Source organism: Streptomyces cyslabdanicus (assembly GCF_052663305.1).
The window spans coordinates 1-25,509 of sequence record NZ_JBQRUW010000050.1 but is presented as its reverse complement, the minus strand read 5'-3'; the positions used below and the strand labels follow the sequence as shown (position 1 = coordinate 25,509).

General features: G+C 71.4%; 18 protein-coding genes and 1 pseudogene. 5 read left to right on the top strand and 14 right to left on the bottom strand.

From position 1 onward, the window contains the following. Complete coding sequence (locus ACTYVM_RS28480; RefSeq protein WP_445528700.1) at positions 1-669, bottom strand: histidine phosphatase family protein; 669 nt, start codon at positions 667-669, stop codon at positions 1-3. A 115-nt stretch (positions 670-784) separates the two neighbouring features. Next, positions 785-1,390, bottom strand: coding sequence for a YdbC family protein (locus ACTYVM_RS28475; RefSeq protein ID WP_445528699.1), 606 nt, complete (start codon positions 1,388-1,390; stop codon positions 785-787). 154 nt (positions 1,391-1,544) lie between these two features. Here ACTYVM_RS28475 and ACTYVM_RS28470 point away from each other — a divergent pair, with 154 nt between their 5' ends. Then, positions 1,545-2,078 carry a TerD family protein gene (locus ACTYVM_RS28470; protein WP_445528698.1) on the top strand — a complete coding sequence of 178 codons (534 nt, stop codon included), beginning with the start codon at positions 1,545-1,547 and terminating at the stop codon, positions 2,076-2,078. A gap of 63 nt (positions 2,079-2,141) precedes the next feature. Here ACTYVM_RS28470 and ACTYVM_RS28465 read toward each other — a convergent pair whose 3' ends face one another. Together ACTYVM_RS28465 and nrdR are read right to left on the bottom strand one after the other, a co-directional pair. Further along, positions 2,142-5,036, bottom strand: a complete 2,895-nt coding sequence (locus ACTYVM_RS28465) for a vitamin B12-dependent ribonucleotide reductase (RefSeq protein WP_445528697.1) — start codon at positions 5,034-5,036, stop codon at positions 2,142-2,144. A gap of 160 nt (positions 5,037-5,196) precedes the next feature. Further along, complete coding sequence (nrdR, locus tag ACTYVM_RS28460; protein ID WP_445528696.1) at positions 5,197-5,751, bottom strand: transcriptional regulator NrdR; 555 nt, start codon at positions 5,749-5,751, stop codon at positions 5,197-5,199. Positions 5,752-6,324: 573 nt separating this feature from the next. On the opposite strand from nrdR, the gene lexA reads away from it, so the two are divergent. Beyond that, on the top strand, positions 6,325-7,104 hold the full coding sequence (gene lexA / locus ACTYVM_RS28455; protein ID WP_141357653.1) for a transcriptional repressor LexA: 780 nt from the start codon (positions 6,325-6,327) through the stop codon (positions 7,102-7,104). A gap of 170 nt (positions 7,105-7,274) precedes the next feature. Here the strand turns inward: lexA and ACTYVM_RS28450 are convergent, their stop codons facing one another. The 4 genes and pseudogenes from ACTYVM_RS28450 to ACTYVM_RS28435 all read right to left on the bottom strand — a co-directional run. Then, positions 7,275-9,248, bottom strand: coding sequence for an ATP-dependent DNA helicase (locus ACTYVM_RS28450; protein WP_400026696.1), 1,974 nt, complete (start codon positions 9,246-9,248; stop codon positions 7,275-7,277). A 145-nt stretch (positions 9,249-9,393) separates the two neighbouring features. Then, complete coding sequence (locus ACTYVM_RS28445) at positions 9,394-10,134, bottom strand: GNAT family N-acetyltransferase (RefSeq protein ID WP_445528695.1); 741 nt, start codon at positions 10,132-10,134, stop codon at positions 9,394-9,396. A gap of 53 nt (positions 10,135-10,187) precedes the next feature. Then, positions 10,188-12,113: an IucA/IucC family protein gene (locus ACTYVM_RS28440; protein WP_445528694.1), complete on the bottom strand. Its 1,926-nt coding sequence runs from the start codon at positions 12,111-12,113 to the stop codon at positions 10,188-10,190. Positions 12,114-12,510: 397 nt separating this feature from the next. After that, positions 12,511-13,107: pseudogene (locus tag ACTYVM_RS28435) on the bottom strand (aminotransferase class III-fold pyridoxal phosphate-dependent enzyme); the annotation flags it as partial. Between the two features lie 446 nt (positions 13,108-13,553). Between ACTYVM_RS28435 and ACTYVM_RS28430 the strand changes: the two are divergent. Both ACTYVM_RS28430 and ACTYVM_RS28425 read left to right on the top strand, forming a co-directional pair. Then, positions 13,554-14,792, top strand: coding sequence for a trypsin-like serine peptidase (locus ACTYVM_RS28430; protein WP_445528693.1), 1,239 nt, complete (start codon positions 13,554-13,556; stop codon positions 14,790-14,792). A gap of 212 nt (positions 14,793-15,004) precedes the next feature. Beyond that, positions 15,005-16,222, top strand: a complete 1,218-nt coding sequence (locus ACTYVM_RS28425) for a trypsin-like serine peptidase (protein ID WP_445528692.1) — start codon at positions 15,005-15,007, stop codon at positions 16,220-16,222. 68 nt (positions 16,223-16,290) lie between these two features. Here the strand turns inward: ACTYVM_RS28425 and hflX are convergent, their stop codons facing one another. The 6 genes from hflX to miaA form a co-directional block, all read right to left on the bottom strand. Next, the gene (gene hflX, locus ACTYVM_RS28420; RefSeq protein WP_400026689.1) at positions 16,291-17,802 is read right to left on the bottom strand and encodes a GTPase HflX; all 1,512 of its coding nucleotides are present in this window, start codon (positions 17,800-17,802) and stop codon (positions 16,291-16,293) included. A gap of 229 nt (positions 17,803-18,031) precedes the next feature. After that, complete coding sequence (locus ACTYVM_RS28415) at positions 18,032-19,510, bottom strand: M1 family metallopeptidase (RefSeq protein WP_445528691.1); 1,479 nt, start codon at positions 19,508-19,510, stop codon at positions 18,032-18,034. Between the two features lie 208 nt (positions 19,511-19,718). Next, on the bottom strand, positions 19,719-21,944 hold the full coding sequence (locus ACTYVM_RS28410; protein WP_445528690.1) for a RelA/SpoT family protein: 2,226 nt from the start codon (positions 21,942-21,944) through the stop codon (positions 19,719-19,721). Between the two features lie 298 nt (positions 21,945-22,242). Next, a complete protein-coding gene (gene dapF / locus ACTYVM_RS28405) occupies positions 22,243-23,112 on the bottom strand; it encodes a diaminopimelate epimerase (protein WP_445528689.1) in 870 nt (289 codons plus the stop codon). Positions 23,113-23,341: 229 nt separating this feature from the next. Then, a complete protein-coding gene (locus ACTYVM_RS28400; RefSeq protein WP_445528688.1) occupies positions 23,342-23,839 on the bottom strand; it encodes a hypothetical protein in 498 nt (165 codons plus the stop codon). 108 nt (positions 23,840-23,947) lie between these two features. Then, positions 23,948-24,886 carry a tRNA (adenosine(37)-N6)-dimethylallyltransferase MiaA gene (gene miaA, locus ACTYVM_RS28395; protein WP_445528687.1) on the bottom strand — a complete coding sequence of 313 codons (939 nt, stop codon included), beginning with the start codon at positions 24,884-24,886 and terminating at the stop codon, positions 23,948-23,950. Between the two features lie 208 nt (positions 24,887-25,094). Between miaA and ACTYVM_RS28390 the strand changes: the two genes are divergently transcribed. Next, positions 25,095-25,427 carry an antitoxin gene (locus ACTYVM_RS28390; protein WP_445528686.1) on the top strand — a complete coding sequence of 111 codons (333 nt, stop codon included), beginning with the start codon at positions 25,095-25,097 and terminating at the stop codon, positions 25,425-25,427. Positions 25,428-25,509 lie beyond the last annotated feature (82 nt).

The window sequence follows — 25,509 nt, the reverse complement described above, 5'->3', positions numbered from 1 at the left end:
TCAACCGCTCCATCCAGTGATCCCGTACCATTCCGGCTCACGCCACCGCACGAACGGACGGTCGAGCGTGTACTTGCCGTCGTCCCCGAGAACGAGCATCCGCATCTCGGCGTTCCCCGGGTTCGAAAGGCTCTCGAACTCGCCGACGGTCCAGTGGAACCAGCGCATGCAGAAGAGCCGCATCGCCAGGCCGTGGGTCACCAGGAGCACGTTGGGCGGGTGGTCGGGCTCCTCGAAGCTGCGGAAGAGGCTCTCCAGGAAGCCGCCGACCCGGTCGTAGACGTCGGCGCCGGACTCGCCCTGGGCGAAGCGGTAGAAGAAGTGCCCGTAGGCGTCCCGGTAGCTCTTCTGAAGGCGCAGGTCGTCGCGGTCCTGCCAGTTCCCCCAGTCCTGCTCGCGCAGCCGCGGCTCCTCGCGCACCCGTATGAGGTCGGGGTCCAGCTGGAAGGCGCGGAGGGTCTCGTGGGTGCGCCGGTAGGGGGAGACGTAGACGCTCACGCGTTCGGGTCCGAACAGTTCCCGCAGTTCCTTGCCGGTCTCCTCCGACTGTCGCCGGCCCCGCTCGGTGAGCGCCAGCGCATGGTCGGGTTCGCGCTCGTAAACGGAGTCATCGACGTTGCCCGTGGACTCGCCGTGCCGGACAAGGATGATGCGCCGTGGTCGTGCCATGCCAGAACAGTAGATCGGGTGGGTGCCGATCGAGGACTCGCGCGGGCCTCGTACGGCGCAGATCACATATGTCGCACGGCGTGCGCCGCACCGACCCGCGGGCCACCGTCCGCCGTCAGACCGTCCAGGTGCTCTCGAGTTCCACGATGTCGCCCGTGAGCGACGCCATGTCGGCCTCCGTCTGGGCGCGCAGCGCCAGGCGCTCCACGCGCTCCGTGCGGTACTTGCCGTGCTCGGCGGAGGACTGCCACATGGACAGTACGAGGAACTCGTTGCCGGGGGCCTCACCGAACAGGCCGCGCACCATGCCGGGCGAGCCGGCCATCGCCGGGTTCCAGACCTTCTCCTGCATCAGCGTGAAGTGCTCGGCGCGCTCCTCGTGGACCCGGCAGAGGGCGACCCGCAGCAGGTCGGCGTCAGAGAAGCGGGGTTCGAAGCCCGTCTTCACATCGAACCGGTGGTCGAACAGCCGGACCTGGGCGTCCTTGAAGGTGGCGGCCTGTGCCGCCGCCAGCCGGTCGTGGGAGCGGGCCATGAACGAGTCGTAGAAGGCACGGCTCTCCCAGAAGGCGAAGATGTGCGCGACACCCGGCCGTGCCCGGCTCCACCCGCCCCCCTGTCCCCGAAACCCCGGCTCCCCCAGAAGCCCCGCCCACTTCCGCTGCCCCCGCTCGAAGCCCCGGCGGTCCACCACGGTGCAGCGAATCCACTTGACCAGCACCGCGCCATCGTAAGGCCCTGGGACGTGGCATCGGTCACTCCCGTGGGGACAGCGCCCACACAAACGCCCCCGCACGCGTGGCACGATGGACAACAGGCTTCCTTGGAAGGGAAGTTGGGGCAGAGGGCGCACGGGCCGGGCAAGGGGGAGTCGGATGAGCGGACTCAGCAAGGGGATCGGCAAGGTCGAGGTCGCGGTCAAGTGGGATCCCAGTCCCGCCGGGCAGCCACCCACTGATCTGGATCTGGTCGCCGCGACGTACCAGGCCGGCGATCCGCAGGGTGATCCGGCCTACGTGGTGCACTTCGACAGCCGCTCCCCGGACGGCACCATCTTTCTCAACCGGGACAGCAGGGACGGCCAGGGCTTCGGATGGGACGAGGTCATGACGCTGGAACTCGACCGGCTCGACGACGGCTACGCGCGCGTGGTGGTCGGCGTCGTCATCCAGCAGCGTCCGGTGCGCCGCACCTTCGCCGGCGTACTCGCTGCGGGAATGCGCGTGAGCGAGGGCTACACCGTCCTCGCCGAGGACGACTTCGGCGGCGTGCTCGGCGCGACGGCGGCCACGGTCGCGGAGTTCGCGCGGAACGAGGCGGGCACCTGGGAGTTCCGCCCCGGCGTCCACGGCTTCGCGGACGACCCGGAGACCTTCCTCCGCGACATGGGTCGGGCGCGCCCGTCGTAGCCGACACGCGTAAGGGGCGCGGCCAATGGCCGACGCCCCTTACTTCACGGCGTACCCGTCAGGTCAGCTGCAACCGCTGGTCGAACCGCAGCCCTCGCAGATGTAGCAGGAGCCGGCCCGCTGCATCTTCGTACCGCAGGAGAAGCACAGCGGGGCGTCGGCCTGGATGCCCAGCTGCATCTCCACCAGCTCGGCGCTGGTGTGCGCCTGCTTGGGAGCGGGCTTGGCCGCCTCGACCTCGGCCTTCGGCGCGGCGACCGCCTTCAGGTCGGTCTGCCGGGGCGCCGACTGGGCCAGGCCCTCGACGTCGAGCTCGTCGTCGGTCGGCTCGTAGGAACCGGTCTCGAGGTGGCGCTGACGCTCCTCGGCGGAGTGGATGCCGAGTGCGGAGCGCGTCTCGAAGGGCAGGAAGTCCAGCGCCAGGCGGCGGAAGATGTAGTCGACGATCGACTGCGCCATCCGCACGTCCGGGTCGTCGGTCATACCGGCCGGCTCGAAGCGCATGTTGGTGAACTTCGAGACGTACGTCTCCAGCGGCACGCCGTACTGAAGGCCCACCGACACGGCGATCGAGAAGGCGTCCATCATTCCCGCGAGCGTCGAGCCCTGCTTGGACATCTTCAGGAAGACCTCGCCGAGACCGTCGTCCGGGTAGGAATTGGCGGTCATGTAGCCCTCGGCGCCGCCGACCGTGAAGGAAGTGGTGATGCCGGGCCGGCCCTTGGGCAGGCGCTTGCGGACCGGGCGGTACTCGACGACCTTCTCGACCGCGCTGCGGATCGTGCCCTCGGCCTTCTCGGCGATCTCGGCCTTCTCGTCCTCCTTCTTCTTGGCGGAGAGCGGCTGGCCGACCTTGCAGTTGTCGCGGTAGATGGCGAGCGCCTTGACGCCCAGCTTCCACGCCTCGAAGTAGATCTCCTCGACCTCCTCGACGGTCGCCGACTCCGGCATGTTGACCGTCTTGGAGATGGCGCCGGAGATCCACGGCTGGATCGCGGCCATCATGCGGACGTGGCCCATCGGCGAGATGGCGCGCTCGCCCATGGCGCAGTCGAAGACCTCGTAGTGCTCGTGCTTGAGGCCGGGAGCGTCGATCACGTTGCCGTGCTCGGCGATGTGGGCGACGATCGCCTCGATCTGCTCCTCCTGGTAGCCCAGGCGGCGCAGGGCCTGCGGGACGGTGCCGTTGACGATCTGCATCGAGCCGCCGCCGACCAGCTTCTTGAACTTGACCAGCGCGAGGTCGGGCTCGACACCGGTGGTGTCGCAGGACATGGCCAGGCCGATGGTGCCGGTGGGCGCGAGGACGGACGCCTGGGAGTTGCGGAAGCCGTTCTTCTCACCGATCCGCAGCACGTCCTGCCAGGCCTCCGTGGCGGCGGCCCAGACCGGCGAGTCCAGGTCGTCCATGCGGACGGCCGTGGCGTTGGCGTCGGCGTGCTGCTTCATCACCCGCAGGTGCGGCTGGGAGTTGCGGGCGTAGCCGTCGTACGGGCCGACGACCGCGGCGAGCTCGGCCGAGCGCTTGTAGGCGGTACCCGTCATCAGGGAGGTGATGGCACCGGCGAGGGCGCGGCCGCCGTCGGAGTCGTAGGCGTGGCCCGTCGCCATCAGCAGCGCGCCGAGGTTGGCGTAGCCGATGCCGAGCTGGCGGTACGCGCGCGTGTTCTCGCCGATCTTCTGGGTCGGGAAGTCCGCGAAGCAGATGGAGATGTCCATCGCCGTGATGACCAGCTCGACGACCTGGGCGAAGCGCTCGACCTCGAAGGACTGGTGGCCCTGGCCGTCGTCCTTGAGGAACTTCATCAGGTTCAGCGAGGCGAGGTTGCAGGACGTGTTGTCCAGGTGCATGTACTCGCTGCAGGGGTTCGAGCCGTTGATGCGGCCGGACTCCGGGCAGGTGTGCCAGTGGTTGATCGTGTCGTCGTACTGGATGCCCGGGTCGGCGCAGGCCCAGGCGGCCTCGGCCATCTTCCGGAACAGGTCCTTGGCGTCGACCTGCTCGATGACCTCGCCGGTCATCCGCGCGCGCAGACCGAACGAGCCGCTCTGCTCGACCGCCTTCATGAACGTGTCGTTCACGCGGACCGAGTTGTTGGCGTTCTGGTACTGGACGGAGGTGATGTCATCACCGCCGAGGTCCATGTCGAAGCCCGCGTCGCGCAGGGCGCGGATCTTCTCCTCCTCCTTGACCTTGGTCTGGATGAAGTCCTCGATGTCGGGGTGGTCGACGTCGAGGATGACCATCTTGGCCGCGCGGCGGGTGGCGCCGCCGGACTTGATGGTGCCGGCGGAGGCGTCGGCGCCGCGCATGAAGGAGACGGGCCCGGAGGCGTTGCCGCCGGAGGAGAGCAGCTCCTTGGAGGAGCGGACGCGGGACAGGTTCAGGCCGGCGCCGGAACCGCCCTTGAAGATCATGCCCTCTTCCTTGTACCAGTCGAGGATCGACTCCATGGAGTCGTCGACGGACAGGATGAAGCAGGCGGAGACCTGCTGGGGCTGCTTGGTGCCGACGTTGAACCAGACGGGGCTGTTGAAGCTGAAGATCTGGTGCAGGAGGGCGTAGGCCAGTTCGTGCTCGAAGATCTCGGCGTCGGCGGGCGAGGCGAAGTACTTGTTGTCCTCGCCGGCCTGCCGGTACGTCTTCACGATGCGGTCGATCAGCTGCCTGAGGCTGGTCTCGCGCTGCGGGGTGCCGACGGCACCGCGGAAGTACTTGCTGGTGACGATGTTGACCGCGTTCACCGACCAGAAGTCGGGGAACTCGACGCCACGCTGCTCGAAGTTGACCGAGCCGTCGCGCCAGTTGGTCATGACGACGTCACGGCGCTCCCAGGCCACCTCGTCGTACGGGTGCACGCCGGGGGTGGTGTGGATGCGCTCGATACGCAGCCCCTTGCCGGCCTTGGTGCCCTTGGCTCGGGAACCTCGTGCCGGGCCGCTCGCCGTCTCTGTCATGCCGCCTCCCTGTACGGGCGTAAACGCCCTGAAGTGCCCCTGTTGTTCCGGGGCACGGTGTTCTGTCTGGTGCCGCGGGCACCCTCGCTGCCACCCGCGACAGGTCTTCCTCACCGCCGCCGAGCCGGATCCGGACGCACCGTCCGGATCGGCCCGCTCCTCAGTCGGCGGTGCCTGCGGGCAGGGGGGCCTCAGTCGTCCCACCACGCCCGCGGCCGTCTTCCTGGCCGCCCACGCCAGGGCAGTCGCCGTCCTGCGCGGCGGGGCGCCCCGTTCCTTCTCTGAGTTCCGCAATGGCGGACTCGAAGTCCTCGAGCGAGTCGAACGCCCGGTAGACGGACGCGAACCGCAGATAGGCGACGAGGTCGAGCTCCTTCAGGGGGCCGAGTATGGCGAGCCCCACCTCGTGAGCGGCCACCTCGGCGCTGCCGCTGGCGCGCACCGCCTCCTCGACCCGCTGGCCGAGCTGGGCGAGCGCGTCCTCGGTGACGGGCCGCCCCTGGCAAGCCTTGCGCACACCGTTGATGACCTTGATCCGGCTGAAGGGCTCGGTGACCCCGGACCGCTTGACCACGATGAGCGAGCACGTCTCCACCGTCGTGAACCGACGGGAGCAGTCAGGGCACTGGCGGCGCCTGCGGATGGACGTGCCGTCGTCCGTCGTACGGCTGTCGACCACGCGGCTGTCGGGGTGCCTGCAGAAGGGGCAGTGCATGGGACTCCAACCCTCCTCACAGCAGACTCATGGGCCTCGCCAGCCTCATGGGCCCCGCGAAGCAGGCACAAGCATAGGCGATGAACTGTGGCCCGAAGACCGGGGGGAACACAATCTGTGGGCCGCTGTAGCCATCCAACCACTACATGTGGGGATTGGCCCCCTACGGGCAGGCGATGCGCGCGTGTCGCACGGATACGGCCGGACGCCGGGCGGCAGAGCCACCAGGGGCAACGCGCCACTGGCGTCCGCGCCCGCGGAGGGAGCTTACGGAGATACCGTGAGCGCCGCACGGAGGACGCGTGGGACTCCGGGGCAGACCGGAGGCGGTACCCGACTGAAGGGGCACCGGATGGCAGACTGGGGCGGCACGCGGCACCCAACGAGGCGGCCGTCCCGGCGGTGAAGAGTACAACAATGAGCCCCTTTGCCTGCCGGGGACCACATTGCCCATACACCCAGATACGGATTCAAGTCCGGCTGACGGCCTTTTTTCACTCGAACGTGTGTTTGGCGCAACCTTTCGAAAGCAACTACCGTTGTGCCGGAGGGAGACCATCGAGAGGGGCCGACGTGACCACCACCGCAGACAGTGCCACCATCACTGCCCAGGACCGCTCCCAGGGCCGACTCGAGCCGGTGCATGCGATGAACGAAGCCACGAATCCAGAGGGGCACAAGCGCTCCCTGCCGGGCCGACCTCCGGGAATCCGGGCGGACAGCTCAGGCCTCACCGATCGCCAGCGCCGGGTGATCGAAGTCATCAGGGACTCCGTGCAGCGGCGCGGCTACCCGCCGTCCATGCGGGAGATCGGGCAGGCGGTCGGCCTCTCCAGCACCTCCTCGGTCGCACATCAGCTGATGGCGCTCGAGCGCAAGGGTTTCCTGCGGCGCGATCCGCACCGTCCGCGGGCGTACGAGGTCCGCGGCTCGGACCAGGCCACCGCGTTGCAGCCGACGGACACGGTCGGCAAGCCGGCCGCGTCGTACGTCCCTCTGGTCGGCAGGATCGCGGCCGGTGGCCCCATCCTCGCCGAGGAGTCGGTCGAGGACGTCTTCCCCCTTCCCCGGCAGCTGGTCGGTGACGGAGAGCTGTTCGTCCTCAAGGTCGTCGGCGACTCGATGATCGAGGCCGCGATCTGCGACGGCGACTGGGTCACAGTCCGCCGTCAGCAGGTCGCCGAGAACGGCGACATCGTGGCCGCGATGATCGACGGCGAGGCCACCGTCAAGCGCTTCAAGCGCGAGGACGGCCACGTCTGGCTCCTCCCGCACAACGCGGCCTACGAGCCGATCCCGGGCGACGACGCGACCATCCTCGGCAAGGTGGTGGCGGTGCTGCGGCGCGTGTGAGAACCGCGTCGGGCACACTCGCCCACCTGCCCCCTTGATCGGGCCCCGGGACCCCTGCGCCGGTTCCGGGGCTCCGTGCTGTGTACGGACCCCGTAGGGGCCGGCCCCGGTCACCGCGCTTGCGGAGTGCGGGGGTAGCCTGACCGGCGCCGGTCAGGCTACCCCCGCGCTCAGTTCCCCTCCTGCTCGGCCACCGCGTTGATGGCCGCCAGCGACTTGCGCACCTGGTTGCGGTCCGTGGTGGACCAGAAGTCCGGCAGCGACGCCTTCAGATAGCCGCCGTACCGGGCCGTCGCCAGGCGCGGATCCAGTACGGCGACCACGCCGCGGTCCCCCGACGCCCGTACGAGGCGTCCGGCGCCCTGGGCCATGAGGAGCGCGGCGTGCGTGGCGGCCACCGCCATGAAGCCGTTGCCCCCGGCGTCCTCCACGGCCTTCTGGCGGGCGCTCATCACCGGGTCGTCGGGGCGGGGGAACGGGATCTTGTCCATGACGACCAGCTGGCAGCTGGGCCCGGGGACGTCCACGCCCTGCCAGAGCGACAACGTGCCGAAGAGGCACGTCCTGGGATCCGCCGCGAAGTTCTTGATCAGTTCGCCCAGCGTCTCCTCGCCCTGGAGCAGGATCGGGAACTCGGGGATGCGCCCGCGCAGCTCCTCCGCGGCCAGCTGGGCCGCCCGCATGGAGGAGAACAGGCCGAGCGTGCGCCCGCCCGCCGCCTGGATCAGCTCCGTCAGCTCGTCGAGCATGTCGCCCCGGTCACCGTCCCGCGCGGGACGCGACAGGTGCTTGGCGATGTACAGGATGCCCTGCTTGGGATAGTCGAAGGGCGAGCCGACGTCGACGCCCTTCCACTGCGGCGCGTCGTCGCCCTCGGTGCCCTCCGGCGCGAGACCGAGGGAGGCGCCGACGCCGTTGAAGTCGCCGCCGAGTTTGAGGGTCGCGGAGGTCAGGACGACGGAGCGGTCCGCGAAGAGCTTCTCCCGCAGCAGGCCCGAGACGGACATGGGCGCGACGCGCAGGGAGGCGCCGAAGCGGTCGTGGCGCTCGTACCAGACGACGTCCCACTCGGAACCGTTGGTGATGCGCTCCGCCACGTCGTGCACGTTCTCCACGGAGGCCAGGGCCTGTTTGCGGACGGCGTCCTCGTCCTGGACCGACCTGTCTCGGGTGGCGCCGAGCGCGGAGATGACGTTGCGCGAGGCGTCCCGCAGGGCCAGCAGCACATAGCCGAGGTCCTCGGGGATCTCCTCCAGGCGGCCCGGCAGGGCGAGCTCCATCAAACGCTCGAAGCCCTCGGCCGCGGTCTGCAGCTGATCGGCGGCCTTCTCGTTCACCAGCTTGGCGGCGCGGCGCACCGCGCGGTTGACCTGACCGGGGGTGAGCTCTCCGGTGGCGACGCCGGTGACCCGCGAGACGAGTTCGTGCGCCTCGTCGACGATGAGCACCTCATGCTGCGGGAGGACCGGCGCGCCCTCGATGGCGTCGATCGCGAGCAGCGCGTGGTTGGTGACGACGACCTCGGCGAGCTTGGCGTGCTCCCGGGCCATCTCGGCGAAGCACTCGGCGCCGTAGGCGCACTTGGAGGCGCCCAGGCACTCCCGCGACGAGACCGACACCTGTGCCCAGGCCCGGTCGGACACTCCGGGCGCCAGGTCGTCGCGGTCGCCGGACTCGGTCTCGTCGGCCCAGTCACGCAGCCGCAGCAGGTCCTGGCCCAGCTTGCTGGTGGGCGCGGCCGCCTCGAACTGGTCGAACAGTCCCTCCTCCTCGTCCTGTGGCATGCCTTCGTGCAGGCGGTGCAGGCACAGGTAGTTCGACCGGCCCTTGAGCATGGCGAACTCCGGGCGGCGGCGCAGCAGCGGGTGCAGGGCGTCGACCGTGCGCGGCAGGTCCCGCTCGACGAGCTGGCGCTGGAGGGCGAGGGTCGCAGTGGCCACGACCACTCTCTCCCCATGGGCCAGGGCGGGCACGAGGTAGCCGAGGGACTTTCCGGTGCCGGTGCCGGCCTGGACCAGCAGATGCGAGCCGTCGTCGATCGCGTCCGCGACGGATTGGGCCATGGTCACCTGGCCGGGGCGCTCCGTACCGCCGACGGCGGCGACGGCGGCATGCAGGAGTTCGGGGAGGGAGGGCTTCGTCATAGCGCGACCACCCTACGGCTCGGGACCGACAATCGGGCGATCAAGGCGGGGACCGGTGGCTGGGTATCTCCTCCTCGGGTCCGGCGGGGTGGGAACCGGATCGGGCTGAGAGGTGTACCAGAAGTGATGACACTGTGGCTCATGGTCACAGCAGATCGCGCAGGATCCGGTCGCGGATCATGAGGGCGGCCCGCTTGCCGGGCAGGTCGACCTCGGCGGCGAACCGGAAACCGGCGCTCAGAAACGCGGCCAGGGAGGGTGCGTTGCGAAGGTCGGGTTCCGCGAGGACGCGGGCACATGTGCGGCGTCGGTCGAGCACCAGGTCGGCCACGGCTCTGAGCAGGGTGCTGCCGAGCCCCCGCCCACGGTCGGCGACCCCACCGACGAGGAGATGGATACCGGTGTCGTGCGGGCGGGCCGGGTAGTACCGGGCCAGCGGATCGAGGTCGGCCCGGTAGATCTCCCAGTAGCTCATCGGCGTGCCCTCGAGCAGACCGAGACAGGGGAAGCTGCGGCCGTCGCCGCCGAGTTGCGCGAGCAGATGGGCCTCGGTCACACCCCGCGGCCCCGACAGCTGCCAGAACTCCGCGACGGCGGGGTCGTTCATCCAGCGACTGATCAGCGGCAGGTCCCGCTCGAGCCGGACGGGAACCAACTGGAAGACGCCCGCGGGTGTGGGGGTGGGCCCCCAGTCACCCACGCTGTCGAGCAGGTCGGCCGTGGCCGGGGTGCCCGTCCTGTTCGCCGCTCGGAAGCGCGCGACGAAGTCGTCCGGCAGACGCAGCTCGAGGGTGTCCTCTCCCTCGGCACCCGCCTCGGTCGGACGGCGGTGGGGAGCGGTGGCCGGCCCTTGTCCGGTGGCGGCGCCGGCATCGGTGGGAGGCATGGCGCGCTCCTCTCGGAAGACGGGTGTGCGGAAGGCGGGAGTCGGAGTGTGGATCAGAGGTACAGAGGGTTGGCGATGGTGACGTAGACGGACTGGGTGTCGACCGGGCCGACGAGTTCGTCGAGGCCGTGCAGCCGGGTCAGCAGGTTGGCCTTGCAGCGCAGGACCGGGGAGTCGAGCAGGCGGGCCGGCAGGGTGGAGCGTGTGCGGGTGGGGCCGGAGGCCGCGTCGGCGAGGAAGCGGCGGAAGGCGGCCAGCAGCAGCCGCTCGTCGGCGAGCCGTTGGGAGCCGAAGGCGCCGATGAGACCGAACACGTTGTTGACGGCCAGGTAGTAGGCGAAGCGTTCGTCGGTGACCTCGTCGGAGACGAAGGTGTCGCTGTGCTCGCCGATGCCGGGCAGCCGGGCGTCGAGTTCCGCGTGCCGGGAGACGCGGAAGTAGTAGCCCTGGTTGTCGCGGTAGCGACCGCCCGCCGGCCAGCCTTCGTCGTCCAGCAGAAGCAGCGTGTTCTGCTGGTGCGCCTCCAGGGCGACTCCGGCCTCGCCGTCCAGCCAGAGCACGGGGCGGACCACCTGCTCGAGGTAGCGCAGGAACCACTCGGTGGCGACGGCTCTCGACGGGCGGCCGGTGCGGACGGCGAGGCCGGTGACGACCTCGGCCAGGCGGGACCGCAGGGAGAGCGGGGCACCGGCCCGGGGGTAGGGCCGGGGTGCCACGAGTCCGGCGACGCAGGAGACGTCGTCCCACGGGTCGAACGGATTGTGCCGGATCACCACGTCCAGACCCGGCACGGGTGCTCCGTCCTGGTCCACGGCCAGCCAGGCCGGGTCGCGGACGATGTCGAAGCCGGGGTGGGCGGCGCGCCACTGCTGCGAGAGGCCGCTGCGCAGCAGCCGGTGGACCTCGACACCGCGGTGCAGTTCCTTGCGGAGGTTCTCACGACGGGAGTTGGTGATGCGCAGGCCCAGTGACAGCTTGAGCATGGCGGCCGCGCCGGTGCGGTGGACGGTGCGCACGGAGGAGGTGGGGTGCCAGGGCGGCCCGTAGGGACCCAGGTCGCGCAGCAGGCCCGCGTCGAGCAGGGCCGCCGTACCCGGGCGGTGGCGCATCTCGCCCCACTGCCACGGGTGCAGCGGCAGGGCGGTGTATCCGTCGGGCAGGGGCAGCCCCGCCCCGGCGAGCCGGGCGGTGAGCAGGCCGGCGGGCACGGTCCGGCCGCGTTCGGTCCAGGCCGAGTCGCCGGCGAGTACGGAGTGGGCGACCGCCATCCAGTGCAACGGGAAGGAGCCTCGCAATTCGGGCGAGTAGTGGCGGACTTCGGTTTCCGACAGGCCTTCGCGGCTCTTGGGGGTCGGGTGCAGCGGGTGTCCGAGCAGGAGGGCCTGCTCGGCGGAGAGGAAGCGGTCGGTTCCGTCGCTGGGACGGTGCCGGCGGTCGCGCAGGAAGAGGGTGGTGCCACGAACGGAGTCGGCGACACGGGCGACGAGGTCCAGGGCGGCGGTGTCGGAGGGCTCGGCCGAATTCCGGTTCGCGGACGAGTCGACCGCTGTGGGCGCCGGCGAAGTCCTGGGGGCGCGGTTCCTGGCGCGTGCTTCCCGCACGAGCAGCGTGGCGACCGTGACGGCGTCGGCCGGCGGGGCGTCCTCCGGTGCGTCGGCCAGGTAGGGCAGGCCGAAGCGGTGCCAGCCCGTCGGGGACCAGTGGTGAACCGGGACGAGCAGGGCCGTCCCGCTGGCCCGGAGGGGGATACGGAGGGTGCCGTAGCCCGGGGCGGCGGTGCCGGTCTCGCGCACCCAGCAGCGCAGGAGGTTCTCCACGGCCGCGGCCTGGGCGGCGGTGTGCGGGTCAGGGTGTTCCAGGGGGTCGGTGGCCGTGCCGTCGGGCCGCGGGGCGGCCGCAGTCCTTCTCGCCTGCCGGGGGAACTCCTCGACCGGGTCATGGGTGTGGGAGCGGCCGTAGGAGGTGGAGGTGAGGTTCAAGACGGCTCCTGAGGGTGACGTTCGGGTCGACCCGTCCGGCGGCTGACGAACCGGCCGGGCGGTGGTGGAGGCGACGGTGGAGGCAGCGGCGGTGCGATACGGACCAAGCGGTGGGGCGGCTGGGCGGGGGGTCGTGTCTTCAGCGGTCCATGCGGTCCCGGGGCCCGGAGGCCGGGGTTCGGCGGGCGACGGACTACGGGCAACGGACGGCTCGTCCGGGCCGCCTCCGGCACCGCTGCCTCGGTCCGGGCCGCCTCCGGCACCGGTGCCTCGGTCCGGGCGGCCGAGCCGCGTTGGTGGCGGCCTCGGCCTCGGCCTCGGCGTCGGCGTCGGCGTCGGCGTCGGCTCGGGCCTGCTCGCCCCGGGCGGCGTCCGTCGATGGACGCGGGCGGGGCTGCTACCCCGCGCCTTCCGGACGGCCAGTGGGGCTCGGCTGCCTCCGAGAGGTCCGGCGCTCCTGACCGCCTCGGCCGGTGTGGCTCCGGGCCACCGCCTCGACCGCGTCGGCCAGGCGGCCGAGCACGGCGGCGACCTGCTCGTCGGTGATCGTCAGCGGGGGAAGGAGCCGTACGACGCTTGCATGGCGGCCACCGAGTTCGACGAACAAGCCCCGCCGCAGGCACTCCCGTTGGACGGTGGCGGCGAGTTCGGGTACGGGGGGACAGGGCTCTCGGGCGTGGGGCACGCCCGCCCCGCCGCCGCTGTCCCCCTCGGGCTCACCCTCCGGGCTCACCAGTTCGAGGCCGATCATCAGCCCCCGTCCCCGCACCTCGCCGACGCAGGGGAAGTGGCCGGCCAGGTCGCGTAGTTGGGTCAGTACGTGGACGCCGAGGGACGCCGCGCGTTCGACGAGGCGGCTCTCCCGGACATGAGCCAGGGTGGCCGTGCCCGCGGCCATGGCGAGCCGGTTGCCGCGGAACGCCCCCGCATGGGCGCCGGGTTCCCGGACGTCGAGGTCGTCCCGGTAGGCCAACACGGCCAGCGAGGCGCGCCCCTCCGCGGACACGCACCCGCCGGGCGCGGACTCCGTCACGGTCACGGCTCTTCGTCCTCCCGCTGTCCCAGGGCGTCGGCCCGCCACTGACGCGAGGCGCAGGCCTCACGCTGCCGGGCGGGTCGCCGCCCGCGGCACGGGTCCCGGACGCGGACATCAGGACCCTCACCGCTACAACCCCGGACGGTCCACATGGTTACGGGTGCGCTCAAGATCCCTGCTGCCATGGAAAGTTGCCCGGTCGACGCCCACGGCCGCGGACGGCCCGTGACGGAACCGTCGCCCGTAGCGAAACCGTTGCCGTCCCGTCGGCGGGCCCCCACGCCGAACGCATAGTGTGTGGTGCCGTTCGCGCACGCCGTGGGATCAGGGTGAACTGGCCCCGATCCCAGGGTGAGAATGCTGCGGCAAGGAGCAAGTCCGTTCACAGCAGGGGGAGTCAGAGCATGCGACCCATACGCCCGTTCTTCACCACGCGTCGAGGAGGGGGCGCCCGCCGTAGAACCTCACCCGCGCTGACCGCCGTCACCCTGGCCTCCGCGCTCGCGCTCTTCGCGACCGCCTGCGACCCGGGCGACAGCGAGGCCGACGACCGGCCCTCCTCCGCCGCGACCGCCGACGACTCGGGCGTGACCGGCGACGGAAAGATCAAGATCCCGGACGATGTCAGGAAGAAGCTCAAGGAACACGGGATCGACATCGACAAGTGGAAGAACGGCGCCTGGAAGGACTGGAACCAGGACGACTGGCTCCGTGAGGCGAAGGACTACGTCAACCCGATCATCAAGGACCTGTGGGATCCCGACCGGATGCGCCGCGCCAAGGACCCGGACAAGGGCGTCGACGACAACGACCTCTCCGGCGACCAGGGTGTCACCGACCCGACCCCGGCGCCGGTGACGGCGCGTGCGGTCTCGCCGACGTACCACGCGAACGCGGCGACGGCGGGCAAGGTGTTCTTCGACGCCCCCGAGGGCACGATGGTCTGCTCGGCGACGGTCGTTCAGGACCCGGCGCACCCGGGCAAGTCGAACCTCGTATGGACGGCCGGCCACTGCGTGCACGCCGGCAAGAAGGGCGGCTGGTACCGCAACATCGCCTTCGTGCCCTCGTACAACGACGCGGGCCGCAGCACCGCCGACCTCCAGAACGCCGCCAAGGACGAGGTCGCGCCGTACGGCGTGTGGTGGGGAGACTGGGCGCAGACCTCGGATCAGTGGATCGAGCAGGGCGGTCCGACCGGTGGGCAGGGTGCCCCCTACGACTTCGCCGTCATCCACGTGACGCCCGAGCAGGGCGGCGACGGCAAGTCGCTGGAGGAGACCGTCGGCACGGCGCTGCCCGTGGACTTCGCCGCCCCGGCCGTGCCGCAGGTGCGGAGCATGACCGCGACCGGCTACCCGGCCGCTCCGCCGTACGACGGCCAGCGGCTGTACCAGTGCCAGGACAAGCCGGGCCGGCTGTCGCTGAACGCCTCGGACCCGACGATGTACCGCATCGGCTGCACCATGACCGGCGGCTCCTCCGGCGGCGGCTGGGTGGCGACCGGCTCGGACGGCAAGCCCGCCCTGGTCTCCAACACCTCGATCGGCCCGGTGACGGCCGGCTGGCTGGCGGGTCCGCGGCTGGGCGCTGAGGCCAAGGGCGTGTACGACGCGGTCAGCGGGAAGTTCGCCGGGCAGTAGGCCGGGGGCGGCGGGGTGTCTCACGGGAACCTTCACCATCCCGCCGCCGTTCGCCCTCGATTCCCCGGGCATAGTGGGGTGCCGCTCCGACCGGCTCCGCACGGAAGCCCGGCTGACAAGCTCATGACACTAGGGGTGCTCGGCGCTCCGGCAGGGCGCCCGGCATGCGCACCGACCGGCACTCACACCAACCGACGGGGGTTCATCGCACCATGCAGTCGATACCTGGGTCCGCCACGCCCCGGCGCTCGCGCCGGCGCAGCGTCCTCACCGCCACCGGGCTCGTCGCGGCCCTGGCGCTCACCGGCACCGCCTGCGACAGCTCGGGCTCGGCCGACGCCGCCGGCGCATCGGGCGCCACGGCTTCACAGACCGCGGACAGCGGCAGCGGCGACGGCAAGGCCAGGATTCCCGCCGACATCGCGGACAAGCTCAAGGAGCACGGGTTCGACGTCGACAAGTGGAAGAACGGCGGCTGGAAGGACTGGGACAAGGACAAGTGGCTCAGTGAGGCCAAGGACTTCGTCAACCCGGTGATCGAGGGCCTGTGGAAGCCCGAGCGGATGAAGTCCGCCCAGGAGGCCAACAAGACGATCTCCACCAAGGACGCCGCCGCCGACCAGGGCGTCAGCGACCCGGCCCCGGAACCGGTCCGGGCACAGGCGGAGAAGACGCCGTACCACGAGAACGCCGCGCCGGTCGGCAAGGTCTTCTTCGACTCGCCCCAGGGCTCGATGGTCTGCTCGGGCACGGTCGTCAAGGACGTCAACCACCCCGGCAAGTCCAACCTGGTGTGGACCGCGGGCCACTGCGTGCACGCCGGCCGGGACGGCGGCTGGTACCGCAACATCGCGTTCGTGCCGGCCTACAACGACCTCGGCAAGTCCGCGGCGCAGCTGAGCAACGCCAAGGTCTCCGAGGTCGCCCCGTACGGCGCCTGGTGGGCGGACTGGGCGTCCACCTCCAGCCAGTGGATCCAGGGCGGTTCGGAGACGGGCGGCGCGGGCGCGGCGTACGACTACGCCGTGCTGCACGTGAAGCCGCAGTCCGGTGCCCGGTCGCTGGAGGAGACCGTCGGAGCGGCCCTGGACGTGGACTTCTCCGCGCCGCCCGCGACGCAGGTCGCCACGATGGGCGCCTGGGGCTACCCGGCCGCGCCTCCGTACAGCGGGCTGACCATGTTCCGCTGCGTCGACCGGCCGGGCCGGCTGTCGCTCAGCCCGTCGCTCCCGACGATGTACCGCATCGGCTGCACCATGACCGGCGGCTCCTCCGGCGGCGGCTGGTTCCGCGTGGTGGACGGCAGGACCAAGCTGGTGTCCAACACCTCGATCGGTCCGGCGGACCACACCTGGCTGGCGGGTCCGCAGCTCGGGCGGGGCGCGGAGGCGCTGTACCAGAACATGAGCAGGACGTACGGCGGCCGGTGACCCGGTGACGACGCCGAGGGCCCGCCCCCTGTCGCAGGGGGCGGGCCCTCGGGCCGTGCGGCGGTGGGTCAGAGCGCGGGGGCGGGCACGTGCGGTGCCAGCTCCGCCGCGAGCTCCTCGTGCACGCGGGCCTTGAGCAGGGTGCCCTCCGCGGTGTGCTCCTCGGAGATCACCTCGCCCTCGGTGTGGGCACGGGCGACCAGCTTGCCGTGGGTGTACGGCACCAGCGCCTCGATCTCGACGGACGGCCGGGGCAGCTCGCTGTCGATCAGCGCGAGCAGCTCGGCGATGCCCTGCCCGGTGCGGGCCGAGACGACGAGGGAGCGCTTCTCGATCCGCAGCAGCCGCTGGATCACCAGCGGGTCCGCCGCGTCCGCCTTGTTGACCACGACGATCTCGGGTACGTCGGTGGCGCCGACGTCCCTGATCACCTCGCGCACCGCGGCCAGCTGCTCCTCCGGGTCGGGGTGGGAGCCGTCCACCACGTGCAGGATCAGGTCGGAGTCCCCGACCTCCTCCATGGTGGAGCGGAACGCCTCGACCAGGTGGTGCGGCAGGTGCCGGACGAAGCCGACGGTGTCCGCGAGCGTGTAGAGCCGCCCGCTCGGGGTCTCGGCCCGGCGCACGGTCGGGTCCAGGGTCGCGAACAGGGCGTTCTCGACCAGGACACCCGCGCCGGTGAGCCGGTTGAGCAGGGAGGACTTGCCGGCGTTGGTGTAGCCGGCGATGGCGACGGAGGGCACCTTGTTGCGGCGCCGCTCCTGGCGCTTGATCTCGCGGCCGGTCTTCATCTCCGCGATCTCCCGGCGCATCTTCGCCATCTTCTCGCGGATCCGCCGACGGTCCGTCTCGATCTTGGTCTCACCGGGACCGCGGGTGGCGAGGCCGCCGCCGCTGCCGCCGCCCATCTGCCGGGACAGCGACTGACCCCAGCCGCGCAGCCTCGGCAGCATGTACTGCATCTGGGCGAGCGCGACCTGCGCCTTGCCCTCGCGGGACTTGGCGTGCTGGGCGAAGATGTCCAGGATCAGGGCCGTACGGTCGATCACCTTGACCTTGACGACGTCCTCGAGGTGGATCAGCTGGCCCGGGCTGAGCTCACCGTCGCAGATGACGGTGTCCGCGCCCGTCTCCAGGACGACGTCGCGCAGCTCGGCCGCCTTGCCGGAGCCGATGTAGGTGGCCGCGTCGGGCTTGTCACGGCGCTGGATCACGCCGTCGAGCACGACCGCGCCCGCCGTCTCCGCGAGGGCGGCCAGCTCGGCCAGGGAGTTCTCCGCGTCCCGCGCGGTCCCCGAGGTCCATACGCCGACGAGCACGACCCGCTCCAGGCGGAGCTGGCGGTACTCGACCTCGGTGACGTCCTCGAGCTCGGTGGACAGGCCCGCGACACGGCGCAGCGCCGCCCGCTCGGAACGGTCGAACTGATCGCCGTCCCGCTCTCCGTCGAACTCGTGGCTCCAGGTGACGTCCTCTTCCATCAGGGCATCGGCCCGGAGACCTTCGGGGTAGGAGTGCGCGAGGCGCTTGCTGTCCTGGGACGCCTCAAACGTCTGGGAAGAGGAAGAAGAGGAGGTCATTTGGTCCTTACGTGGTGGGAGAGTCCGTCATCGGTCACAACGTACGGGCACCTCGGGAGATTCCCGTGGCCCTGCCGCGCCGGTCTGAAGATGGTCGCACGGTACGGCCCGTCTCGTCACTGCGTTATTCCTCCGGGTTCCTCCTCCGGGTTGTCCCCTTCGCATCCGCTCCCTCCACGTCCGCTCCCTCCACGTCCCCTCCCTCCACGTCCGCTCCTTCCACGACCGCTCACTTCCTCGCCCCCTTCGGCGGCGGGGCGGGCTTCCAGTCGGAGTGGCCGGGCATCGGCGGGGTCTTCTCGCCGTACAGCCAGGCCTGGAAGAAGCCGCTCAGGTCACGTCCGGCGACGCCCGAGGCCAGGCGTGCGAAATCGGCCGTGGTGGCCGTGCCGTCCCGGTGGACCCGTACCCAGGCCCGCTCCAGGCTCTCGAAGGCGGGCTTGCCGATCTCCTGGCGCAGCGCGTAGAGGACGAGCGCGGCGCCGTCGTAGACGTTCGCACGGAAGAAGCCGATCTTCTGTCCGGACTTCGGCGGCTTGGGGCGCGCGGGCGGTCCGCCGGCCTCGCGCCAGCGGTCGGAGGCGCCGTAGGCGGCCTTCATGCGGGTCTCCAGCGGCTTGTTCGCCTTCTCGTCGGCGTACAGGGCCTCGTACCAGGTGGCGTGGCCCTCGTTGAGCCACACGTCGGACCAGGTGCGGGGGCTGACGCTGTCGCCGAACCACTGGTGGGACAGCTCGTGCACCATGAGCGACTCGACGTACCACCGGGGGTAGGCGGGTTCGGTGAACAGCTTCTTCTCGAAGAGGGACAGGGTCTGCGTCTCGAGTTCGAAGCCGGTGGCGGCGGAGGCCGTGAGCACGCCGTAGGTCTCGAAGGGGTACCGCCCGACCTTGCTCTCCATCCAGGCGATCTGGTCGGGGGTCCTGGCCAGCCAGGGTTCGAGGACCTTGCGGTCCTTGGCGGGGACGACGTCGCGCAGGGGCAGGCCGTGCGGGCCGGTGCGGTGCACCACGGCGGAGCGGCCGATGGACACCTGCGCCAGCTCGGTGGCCATGGGGTGCCGGGTGCGGTACGTCCAGGTCGTCGTTCCGCCGTTCCGGGTGACACCGGCCGGGAGGCCGTTGGCGACGGCCGTGTACCCGTCGGGCGCGGTCACGTGGAAGGTGAACATCGCCTTGTCGGAGGGGTGGTCGTTGCACGGGAACACCAGGTGGGCGGCGTCGGCCTGGTTGGCCATGGCGAGGCCGTCCACGGTGCGCACCCAGCCGCCGTCGCGGCCCTTCGCGGGCATCGGGTCGCTGGTGTGACGCACGGTGATGCGCATCCAACTGCCCCGGGGCAGCGGGACCTTCGGGGTGACCACGAGGTCCTCGCCGGCGGTGGCGAAATCGGCCGGCAGGCCGTCGACCTCCACGGAGTCGACCGAGCCGTGCGCGAAGTCGAGGTTCACGCGCTCCAGGTCCTCGGTGGTCCACGCGTCGATCGTGGTGACGGCACGGAGCGGCTTGCCGTTGTCACCGGCGTAGGTGAACGACAGGTCGTACGACGACACGTCGTACCCCGGGTTGCCCAGGTACGGGAACAGCCGGTCACCGATGCCCAGCGGCTGAGGCGGAGCACTCGCGGCAACCAGACAAGCGCAGGCGGCGGACGCGAGGAGAGTCGCCTTCAGGCGACGCGGGACACGTGGTCCAAGGCTGAGCGGCATGCATCACGGCTATCAGCGCCCACCCGCCGCACCGCGCCGACGCGCGCCCAACCCACCCGAATGAGCCCCATGGGAGCAAGCCCAGGACCACGGAGGCGCGGTGGAGCGGAGTGGCGCGCGGGCGCGGAGAGCGAGCGCCCCGGACCCGGACTCGGCAGCCCCGGCGCGGAGTCGGCAGCCCGGGCGCGCGGACCAGGGCAGGCGCGGCTCACATCCCCGGTGGTTGAGGCTGGGTGCGGCTCACGTCGTAGACGCCCGGCACGTCGCGCATCGCGCGCATCAGGGCCGGGAGCCCGGCCGCGTCGGGGAGTTGGAGGGTGTACGTGTGGCGGACGCGCTGCTGTGCCGGCGGGGCCACGGTCGCGGAGATGATCTCTACGCCCTCCAGGGCGATGGCCTCGGTGAGGTCGGCCAGCAGGTGGGGGCGGCCGAACGATTCCGCGAGCAGTGTGACACGGCACGCGGTGGTCTCCCCCCAGCGCACGCCGAACTCCGCGCGCCCCGCGCTTCTCATCCGCGCGACCGCGGCGCACTCCACACGGTGCACGGTCACCGCTCCCCCGCGCACGGCGAAGCCGGTGACCTCGTCGGGCGGTACGGGCGTACAGCAGCCCGCGAGCCGTGCGGCCGCGTCGGACCGGCCGACGACCGCGACGCTCGCCGTGCCGAACCCGGGGGCGGCCTGCGCGGCGGGACCGGTCGACGGGACCGGGCCGACGGGACCCGCAACCGGCGACGGGCCGGCCTCCGCACCGGCCCGCGCGACCTCGGCGGAGCCGGCGCGCGCAGGGCTGCCCACGGCGGGTGCGGCGTCCCCGCCGGTGCCCTGGGTCCGGTCCGCGGCGGACTGGCGGGTGGCCAGCCGGCGTTGGATGGCGATGCGGGCGGCCGGGGTGTGGGCGTGGTCCAGCCATTCCCGGGAGGGCTCGGAGGCCGGATCCTGGCCCATCAGGAGCTGGACGCTGTCGCCGTCCTTCAGGACGGTGCTCAGGGTCGCCAGGCGGCCGTTGACGCGGGCTCCGATGCACGCGTGCGCGTCCTCGCCGTACTGCGCGTACGCGGCGTCCACACACGTGGCGCCCTCGGGCAGGCCCAGAGTGCCCCCGTCGGGCCGGAAGACGGTGATCTCGCGGTCCTGGGCGAGGTCCTCGCGCAGGGTGGACCAGAAGGTGTCGGTGTCCGGCGCGGCCCGCTGCCATTCGAGGAGGCGGGAGAGCCAGCCGGGCCGGGTGGGGTCGGCGCGCTCGCCGTCGCCGGCGGGGTGCTCCTCCGCGGGGGGAGCGTAGGGGTTGCCGAGGGCGACCACCCCGGCCTCGGCGGCCTTGTGCATCTGGTGGGTGCGGATGAGGACTTCGACGACCTGCCCGTCCTCGCGGGCGACGGCGGTGTGCAGCGACTGGTACAGGTTGAACTTGGGTACGGCGATGAAGTCCTTGAACTCCGAGACGACGGGCGTCATACAGGTGTGCAGTTCACCGAGGACGGCGTAGCAGTCGGCGTCCTCGTTCACCAGCACCAGCAGCCGGCCGAAGTCGCAGCCGCGCAGTCGGCCGCGCTTACGCGAGACCCGGTGCACGGAGACGAAGTGCCGTGGTCTGACGAGCACTTCGGCGGGGACGTCCGCTTCGCGCAGCACTCCGCGCACCTGCTCGGCGACCTCGGTGAGCGGATCGCCGGAGCGACTCGCGTTCTCCGCGATCAACTCGCGTGTGTGCGCGTACTCCTCGGGGTGCAGGATCGCGAAGACGAGGTCCTCCAGCTCGGTCTTGAGCGCCTGCACGCCGAGCCGTTCGGCGAGCGGGATGAGGACGTCCCGGGTCACCTTGGCGATACGGGCCTGTTTCTCCGGGCGCATCACGCCGAGGGTGCGCATGTTGTGCAGCCGGTCGGCGAGTTTGATCGACATCACGCGGACGTCGTTGCCGGTGGCGACGAGCATCTTGCGGAAGGTCTCGGGCTCGGCGGCCGCGCCGTAGTCGACCTTCTCCAGCTTGGTGACGCCGTCGACGAGGTAGCGGACCTCCTCGCCGAACTGCTCGCGGACCTGGTCCAGCGTCACGTCGGTGTCCTCGACGGTGTCGTGCAACAAGGACGCGGTCAACGTCGTGGTCTCGGCGCCGAGTTCGGCGAGTATGAGGGTCACGGCGAGCGGATGCGTGATGTAGGGCTCGCCGCTCTTGCGCATCTGGCCGCGGTGCGAGGACTCGGCCAGGACGTAGGCGCGGCGCAGGGGTTCGAGGTCGGCCTCGGGGAAGTGCGCACGGTGGGCCTCGACCACGTGGCCGATGGCGTCCGGAAGCCGGTCGCGGGCGGCCGGGCCGAGCAGCGCGGCACGGCCGAGCCGGCGCAGGTCGATCCTCGGGCGGGCCCTGCGCCGGGGCCCCGCGGGAGCCACCGGGCCCGGGGCCGCAGGATTCGTGGCATCCGCACTCATGGGCACCTCCGGCTGCGTGGACCGGCGGACGGGGCGCCCCAGGGCGTACGCGGCACAGGGGTTGGCAACGGATCCCCCGTCCGGGCCGGTGATTGATGCTACCGAGCCCAGCACGCCCGACCGGCCGTCTCTCGGCGAGCGTGAAACGGATCACCCATTCGAGCGATGGCCAGGAGGTTTACGGCTTTCAGTCACCTGACAGGCGGTCAGCCATGGATTCGCCGCCCGTTCCCGTCTCCGAGCATACGTATGACCTTCCCATGGGCCGCCGAAACTGCGAAGTCCAGCCGGCCGTCCGTCAGCCGACCGCTGTTTCCAGCCACTTCGCGTCGATCTCGCCCTCGGCGACGAGCACCGCGGGTCCGGTCATCTCGATCTCGCCGTCCGGCCGCTCGGTGATCACCAGCGTTCCGCCGGGGAGATCCACCGTGTACGTCGCCGGGGTTCCGGTGGCGGCCGGGTCGGCGCCGTCGCGCCGGGCGGCCGCCACGGCGACGGCACACGCGCCCGTGCCGCACGAGCGGGTCTCGCCCGAGCCGCGCTCGTGCACGCGCAGGGCGACGTGGCGGGGACCGCGGTCGACGACGAACTCGACGTTCACGCCGTCCGGGTAGGCGGAAGCCGGGCTGAAGGACGGCGGAGAGAGCAGGTCCCCGGCGTCGTCGAGGTCGTCGACGAAGGCGACCGCGTGCGGGTTGCCCATGTTCACGTTGCGCGCGGGCCAACTGCGCCCGCCGACGCTCACGGTGACGTCCCCTTCGGGGAGCCTCGCCCTGCCCATCCCGACGGTGACGTCACCGTCCTTGGCGATGTGCACGGTCTTCACGCCCCCGCGCGTGGCGATCGCGAGGTCGCCCTCGGTCGTGTGCCCGGCGTGCTGGAGGTAGCGCGCGAACACCCGCACGCCGTTTCCGCACATCTCCGCGACGGAGCCGTCGGCGTTGCGGTAGTCCATGAACCACTCCGCCTCGGCCGCCATGGCGCGGGCCTCGGGGTGCGCGGCGGAACGCACGACGTGCAGCACTCCGTCCCCGCCGATGCCCGCCCGGCGGTCGCACAGGGCGGCGACGGCCGCCGGGGACAGCTCGACGGCGTTCTCCGGGTCCGGGACGATCACGAAGTCGTTCTCCGTGCCGTGCCCCTTGAGGAAGGGGATGCGCGTGCTCATGGCTCGATCGTACGGGGTCCCTCCGGCGACCCCATGATCACACCCGGCGAGGACCCAGCCCGCCCGGGCACGGGACGACGCCGGATCCCGGGCAAGAAGGGTGTCCGGGAGCCGGCGGAGCCAGGGGCCGGGCGCGGGTGTGGGTGTGGGTGGTGGTCGGGGCTGGCTGGACGGACCGCGGGTACCAGTGGTGCTCGGGGGCCGGCGGAGCCGGGGTCGGGTGTGGGGGTCAGCGCAGGCGGGCCACTCGCCACACGGCGAGCACCACGACCACGGCGACGACGAGGACGTACGCGCCGAGCACCCGCCAGTCCAGGCGCCGCCCGGAACCGCGCGGCGGCAGGCCCGGCCAGGTGTGGCCGACGCGGCGGGCGGCCATCATGCCCCAGCCGGCCGAGCAGGAGCAGATGAGCAGCCCCAGCATGGCGATCACGGCGCCGTTGTCGCCGTCGAAGGCCAGCGGGAAGGCGAACATCAGCGAGCCGACGACGGCCAGGCCCACGATCGGGGCCAGCTGCCAGATGCGCAGCCGCCGCTGCGGGCGCAGCTCGACCTCCACCTCGGGCCCGGCGAACATCTCCTCTGGCCCGGGACCGTCCGCGGTCACGCCGCCCTGCGTCTCGTCGGGCCCGTCCGGGCTCAACGAGCCCTCCTCCGGATCCGCGTCACCGCGGTCCACGGTGATGCGGTCGGTGTCTTGTGCGGTGTCGCGAGGGCCGGCCTCCATCGCCACGCGCCCTCCCAACTAGGACTTCACTCGGTCGATCCGAGCATGATGATGGCACGGCGCCGGAGGCCCGGATGACGGCCTGGGCGTCCCGATGCCATGACGTGATCAGGCTGTGACCGGTCGTTCGACCAACGCCAGGGCGAGATGCGGAAGTTCTGTGAGATCCGCCGCAGCCCCGCTCAGCCAGTGCACACGGGGGTCCCGCCGGAACCAGGAGTCCTGGCGGCGCGCGAAACGTTTCGTGGCGCGTACGGTCTCCGCGCGCGCCTCGTCGAGCGTGCACTCCCCGGCGAGCGCCGCGAGCACCTGCTGGTAGCCGAGCGCACGCGACGCCGTACGCCCCTCGCGCAGGCCCCGCGCCTCCAGCGCGCGCACCTCGTCCACGAGCCCCGCCTCCCACATGCGGTCGACCCGCCGCGCGATCCGGTCGTCGAGTTCGGGGCGGGTCACGTCGACGCCGATCTGCACGGTGTCGTAGACCGAGTCGTGGCCCGGGAGGTTGGCGGTGAAGGGCCGGCCGGTGATCTCGATGACCTCGAGGGCCCGGACGATCCGGCGGCCGTTGCTGGGCAGGATCACCCGCGCGGCCTCGGGGTCGGCGGCGGCGAGGCGGGCGTGCAGCGCCCCGGAGCCGCGCAGCGTGAGTTCGTCCTCCAGCCGGGCGCGCACCTCGGGGTCGGTGCCGGGGAACTCCAGGTTGTCCACGGCTCCGCGGACGTACAGGCCGGAGCCGCCGACCAGGACCGGCCAGCGCCCCTCGGCGAGCAGCGCGTCGATCCGCTCCCGGGCGAGCCGCTGGTACTCGGCGACGGACGCCGTGACGGTCACGTCCCAGATGTCGAGCAGGTGGTGCGGTACGCCACCGCGCTCCTCGGGCGTCAGCTTCGCGGTGCCGATGTCCATCCCGCGGTAGAGCTGCATGGAGTCGGCGTTGACGACCTCACCGCCGAGGCGCTGGGCCAGAAAGACGCCGAGATCGGATTTTCCGGCCGCAGTGGGGCCGACGACGGCGATGACGCGGGGGGCGGAAGGTGCGCTGCTCACCGCACCAGTCTCCCAAACCCCGCAGGAGGTGCCGCGCACGAGTCGTGTGACGGCAGGTGAAGGGGTAGAACGAATAGGGTATCGAGTGAGTATGGGCGTTTTTGCGCGGCTCCCTTCGATGGTCGCGCGACTCCTTCGGTGGTCGGAGAGGCGGAGGAGACCTCGACCGCCGGGGAGAAGGAATCCGCTCCGTCAGGGAAGGTGAACCATGGGTCTGCTGGACAACATGAAGGCCAGGATCGGCCCGGCGAAGGAAAAGGTGTCGGACCTCGCCCAGCGCCACGGGGGCACGATCGGACAGAACCTCGACAAGGCCGCGAAGGTGGTCGACGAGAAGACCAAGGGCAAGTACAGCGACAAGATCCACGCAGGTACGGACAAGGCCAAGGGCGCCATGGACCGGCTCGCCCACAAGGGCGGTACGAGCCCGGAGACCCGCACCGCGCCGGATGCGGGCACGAGCCCGGAACCGGGCGCCGGCACGGCGCCGGGCGGCACTTCCTCGCCGACACCGCCGGAGGGACAGCCGCCCACGTCCTGACGGGCGTCAGCGGAGGACAGGGGCGGGGGGGAGGAGAGGAAGGACCCCCTGTGCACCGCTGTGCTCGCGAGGGGTGCGAGGG

Bases quoted from the DNA above. Each gene is read 5' to 3' on its own strand.
- ACTYVM_RS28480 (WP_445528700.1), bottom strand. From the start codon at position 669: ATGGCACGACCACGGCGCATCATCCTTGTCCGGCACGGCGAGTCCACG.
- ACTYVM_RS28470 (WP_445528698.1), top strand. From the start codon at position 1,545: ATGAGCGGACTCAGCAAGGGGATCGGCAAGGTCGAGGTCGCGGTCAAG.
- ACTYVM_RS28465 (WP_445528697.1), bottom strand. From the start codon at position 5,036: ATGACAGAGACGGCGAGCGGCCCGGCACGAGGTTCCCGAGCCAAGGGC.
- nrdR (WP_445528696.1), bottom strand. From the start codon at position 5,751: ATGCACTGCCCCTTCTGCAGGCACCCCGACAGCCGCGTGGTCGACAGC.
- ACTYVM_RS28450 (WP_400026696.1), bottom strand. From the start codon at position 9,248: ATGACGAAGCCCTCCCTCCCCGAACTCCTGCATGCCGCCGTCGCCGCC.
- ACTYVM_RS28445 (WP_445528695.1), bottom strand. From the start codon at position 10,134: ATGCCTCCCACCGATGCCGGCGCCGCCACCGGACAAGGGCCGGCCACC.
- ACTYVM_RS28430 (WP_445528693.1), top strand. From the start codon at position 13,554: ATGCGACCCATACGCCCGTTCTTCACCACGCGTCGAGGAGGGGGCGCC.
- ACTYVM_RS28425 (WP_445528692.1), top strand. From the start codon at position 15,005: ATGCAGTCGATACCTGGGTCCGCCACGCCCCGGCGCTCGCGCCGGCGC.
- hflX (WP_400026689.1), bottom strand. From the start codon at position 17,802: ATGACCTCCTCTTCTTCCTCTTCCCAGACGTTTGAGGCGTCCCAGGAC.
- ACTYVM_RS28415 (WP_445528691.1), bottom strand. From the start codon at position 19,510: ATGCCGCTCAGCCTTGGACCACGTGTCCCGCGTCGCCTGAAGGCGACT.
- ACTYVM_RS28410 (WP_445528690.1), bottom strand. From the start codon at position 21,944: ATGAGTGCGGATGCCACGAATCCTGCGGCCCCGGGCCCGGTGGCTCCC.
- dapF (WP_445528689.1), bottom strand. From the start codon at position 23,112: ATGAGCACGCGCATCCCCTTCCTCAAGGGGCACGGCACGGAGAACGAC.
- ACTYVM_RS28400 (WP_445528688.1), bottom strand. From the start codon at position 23,839: ATGGAGGCCGGCCCTCGCGACACCGCACAAGACACCGACCGCATCACC.
- ACTYVM_RS28390 (WP_445528686.1), top strand. From the start codon at position 25,095: ATGGGTCTGCTGGACAACATGAAGGCCAGGATCGGCCCGGCGAAGGAA.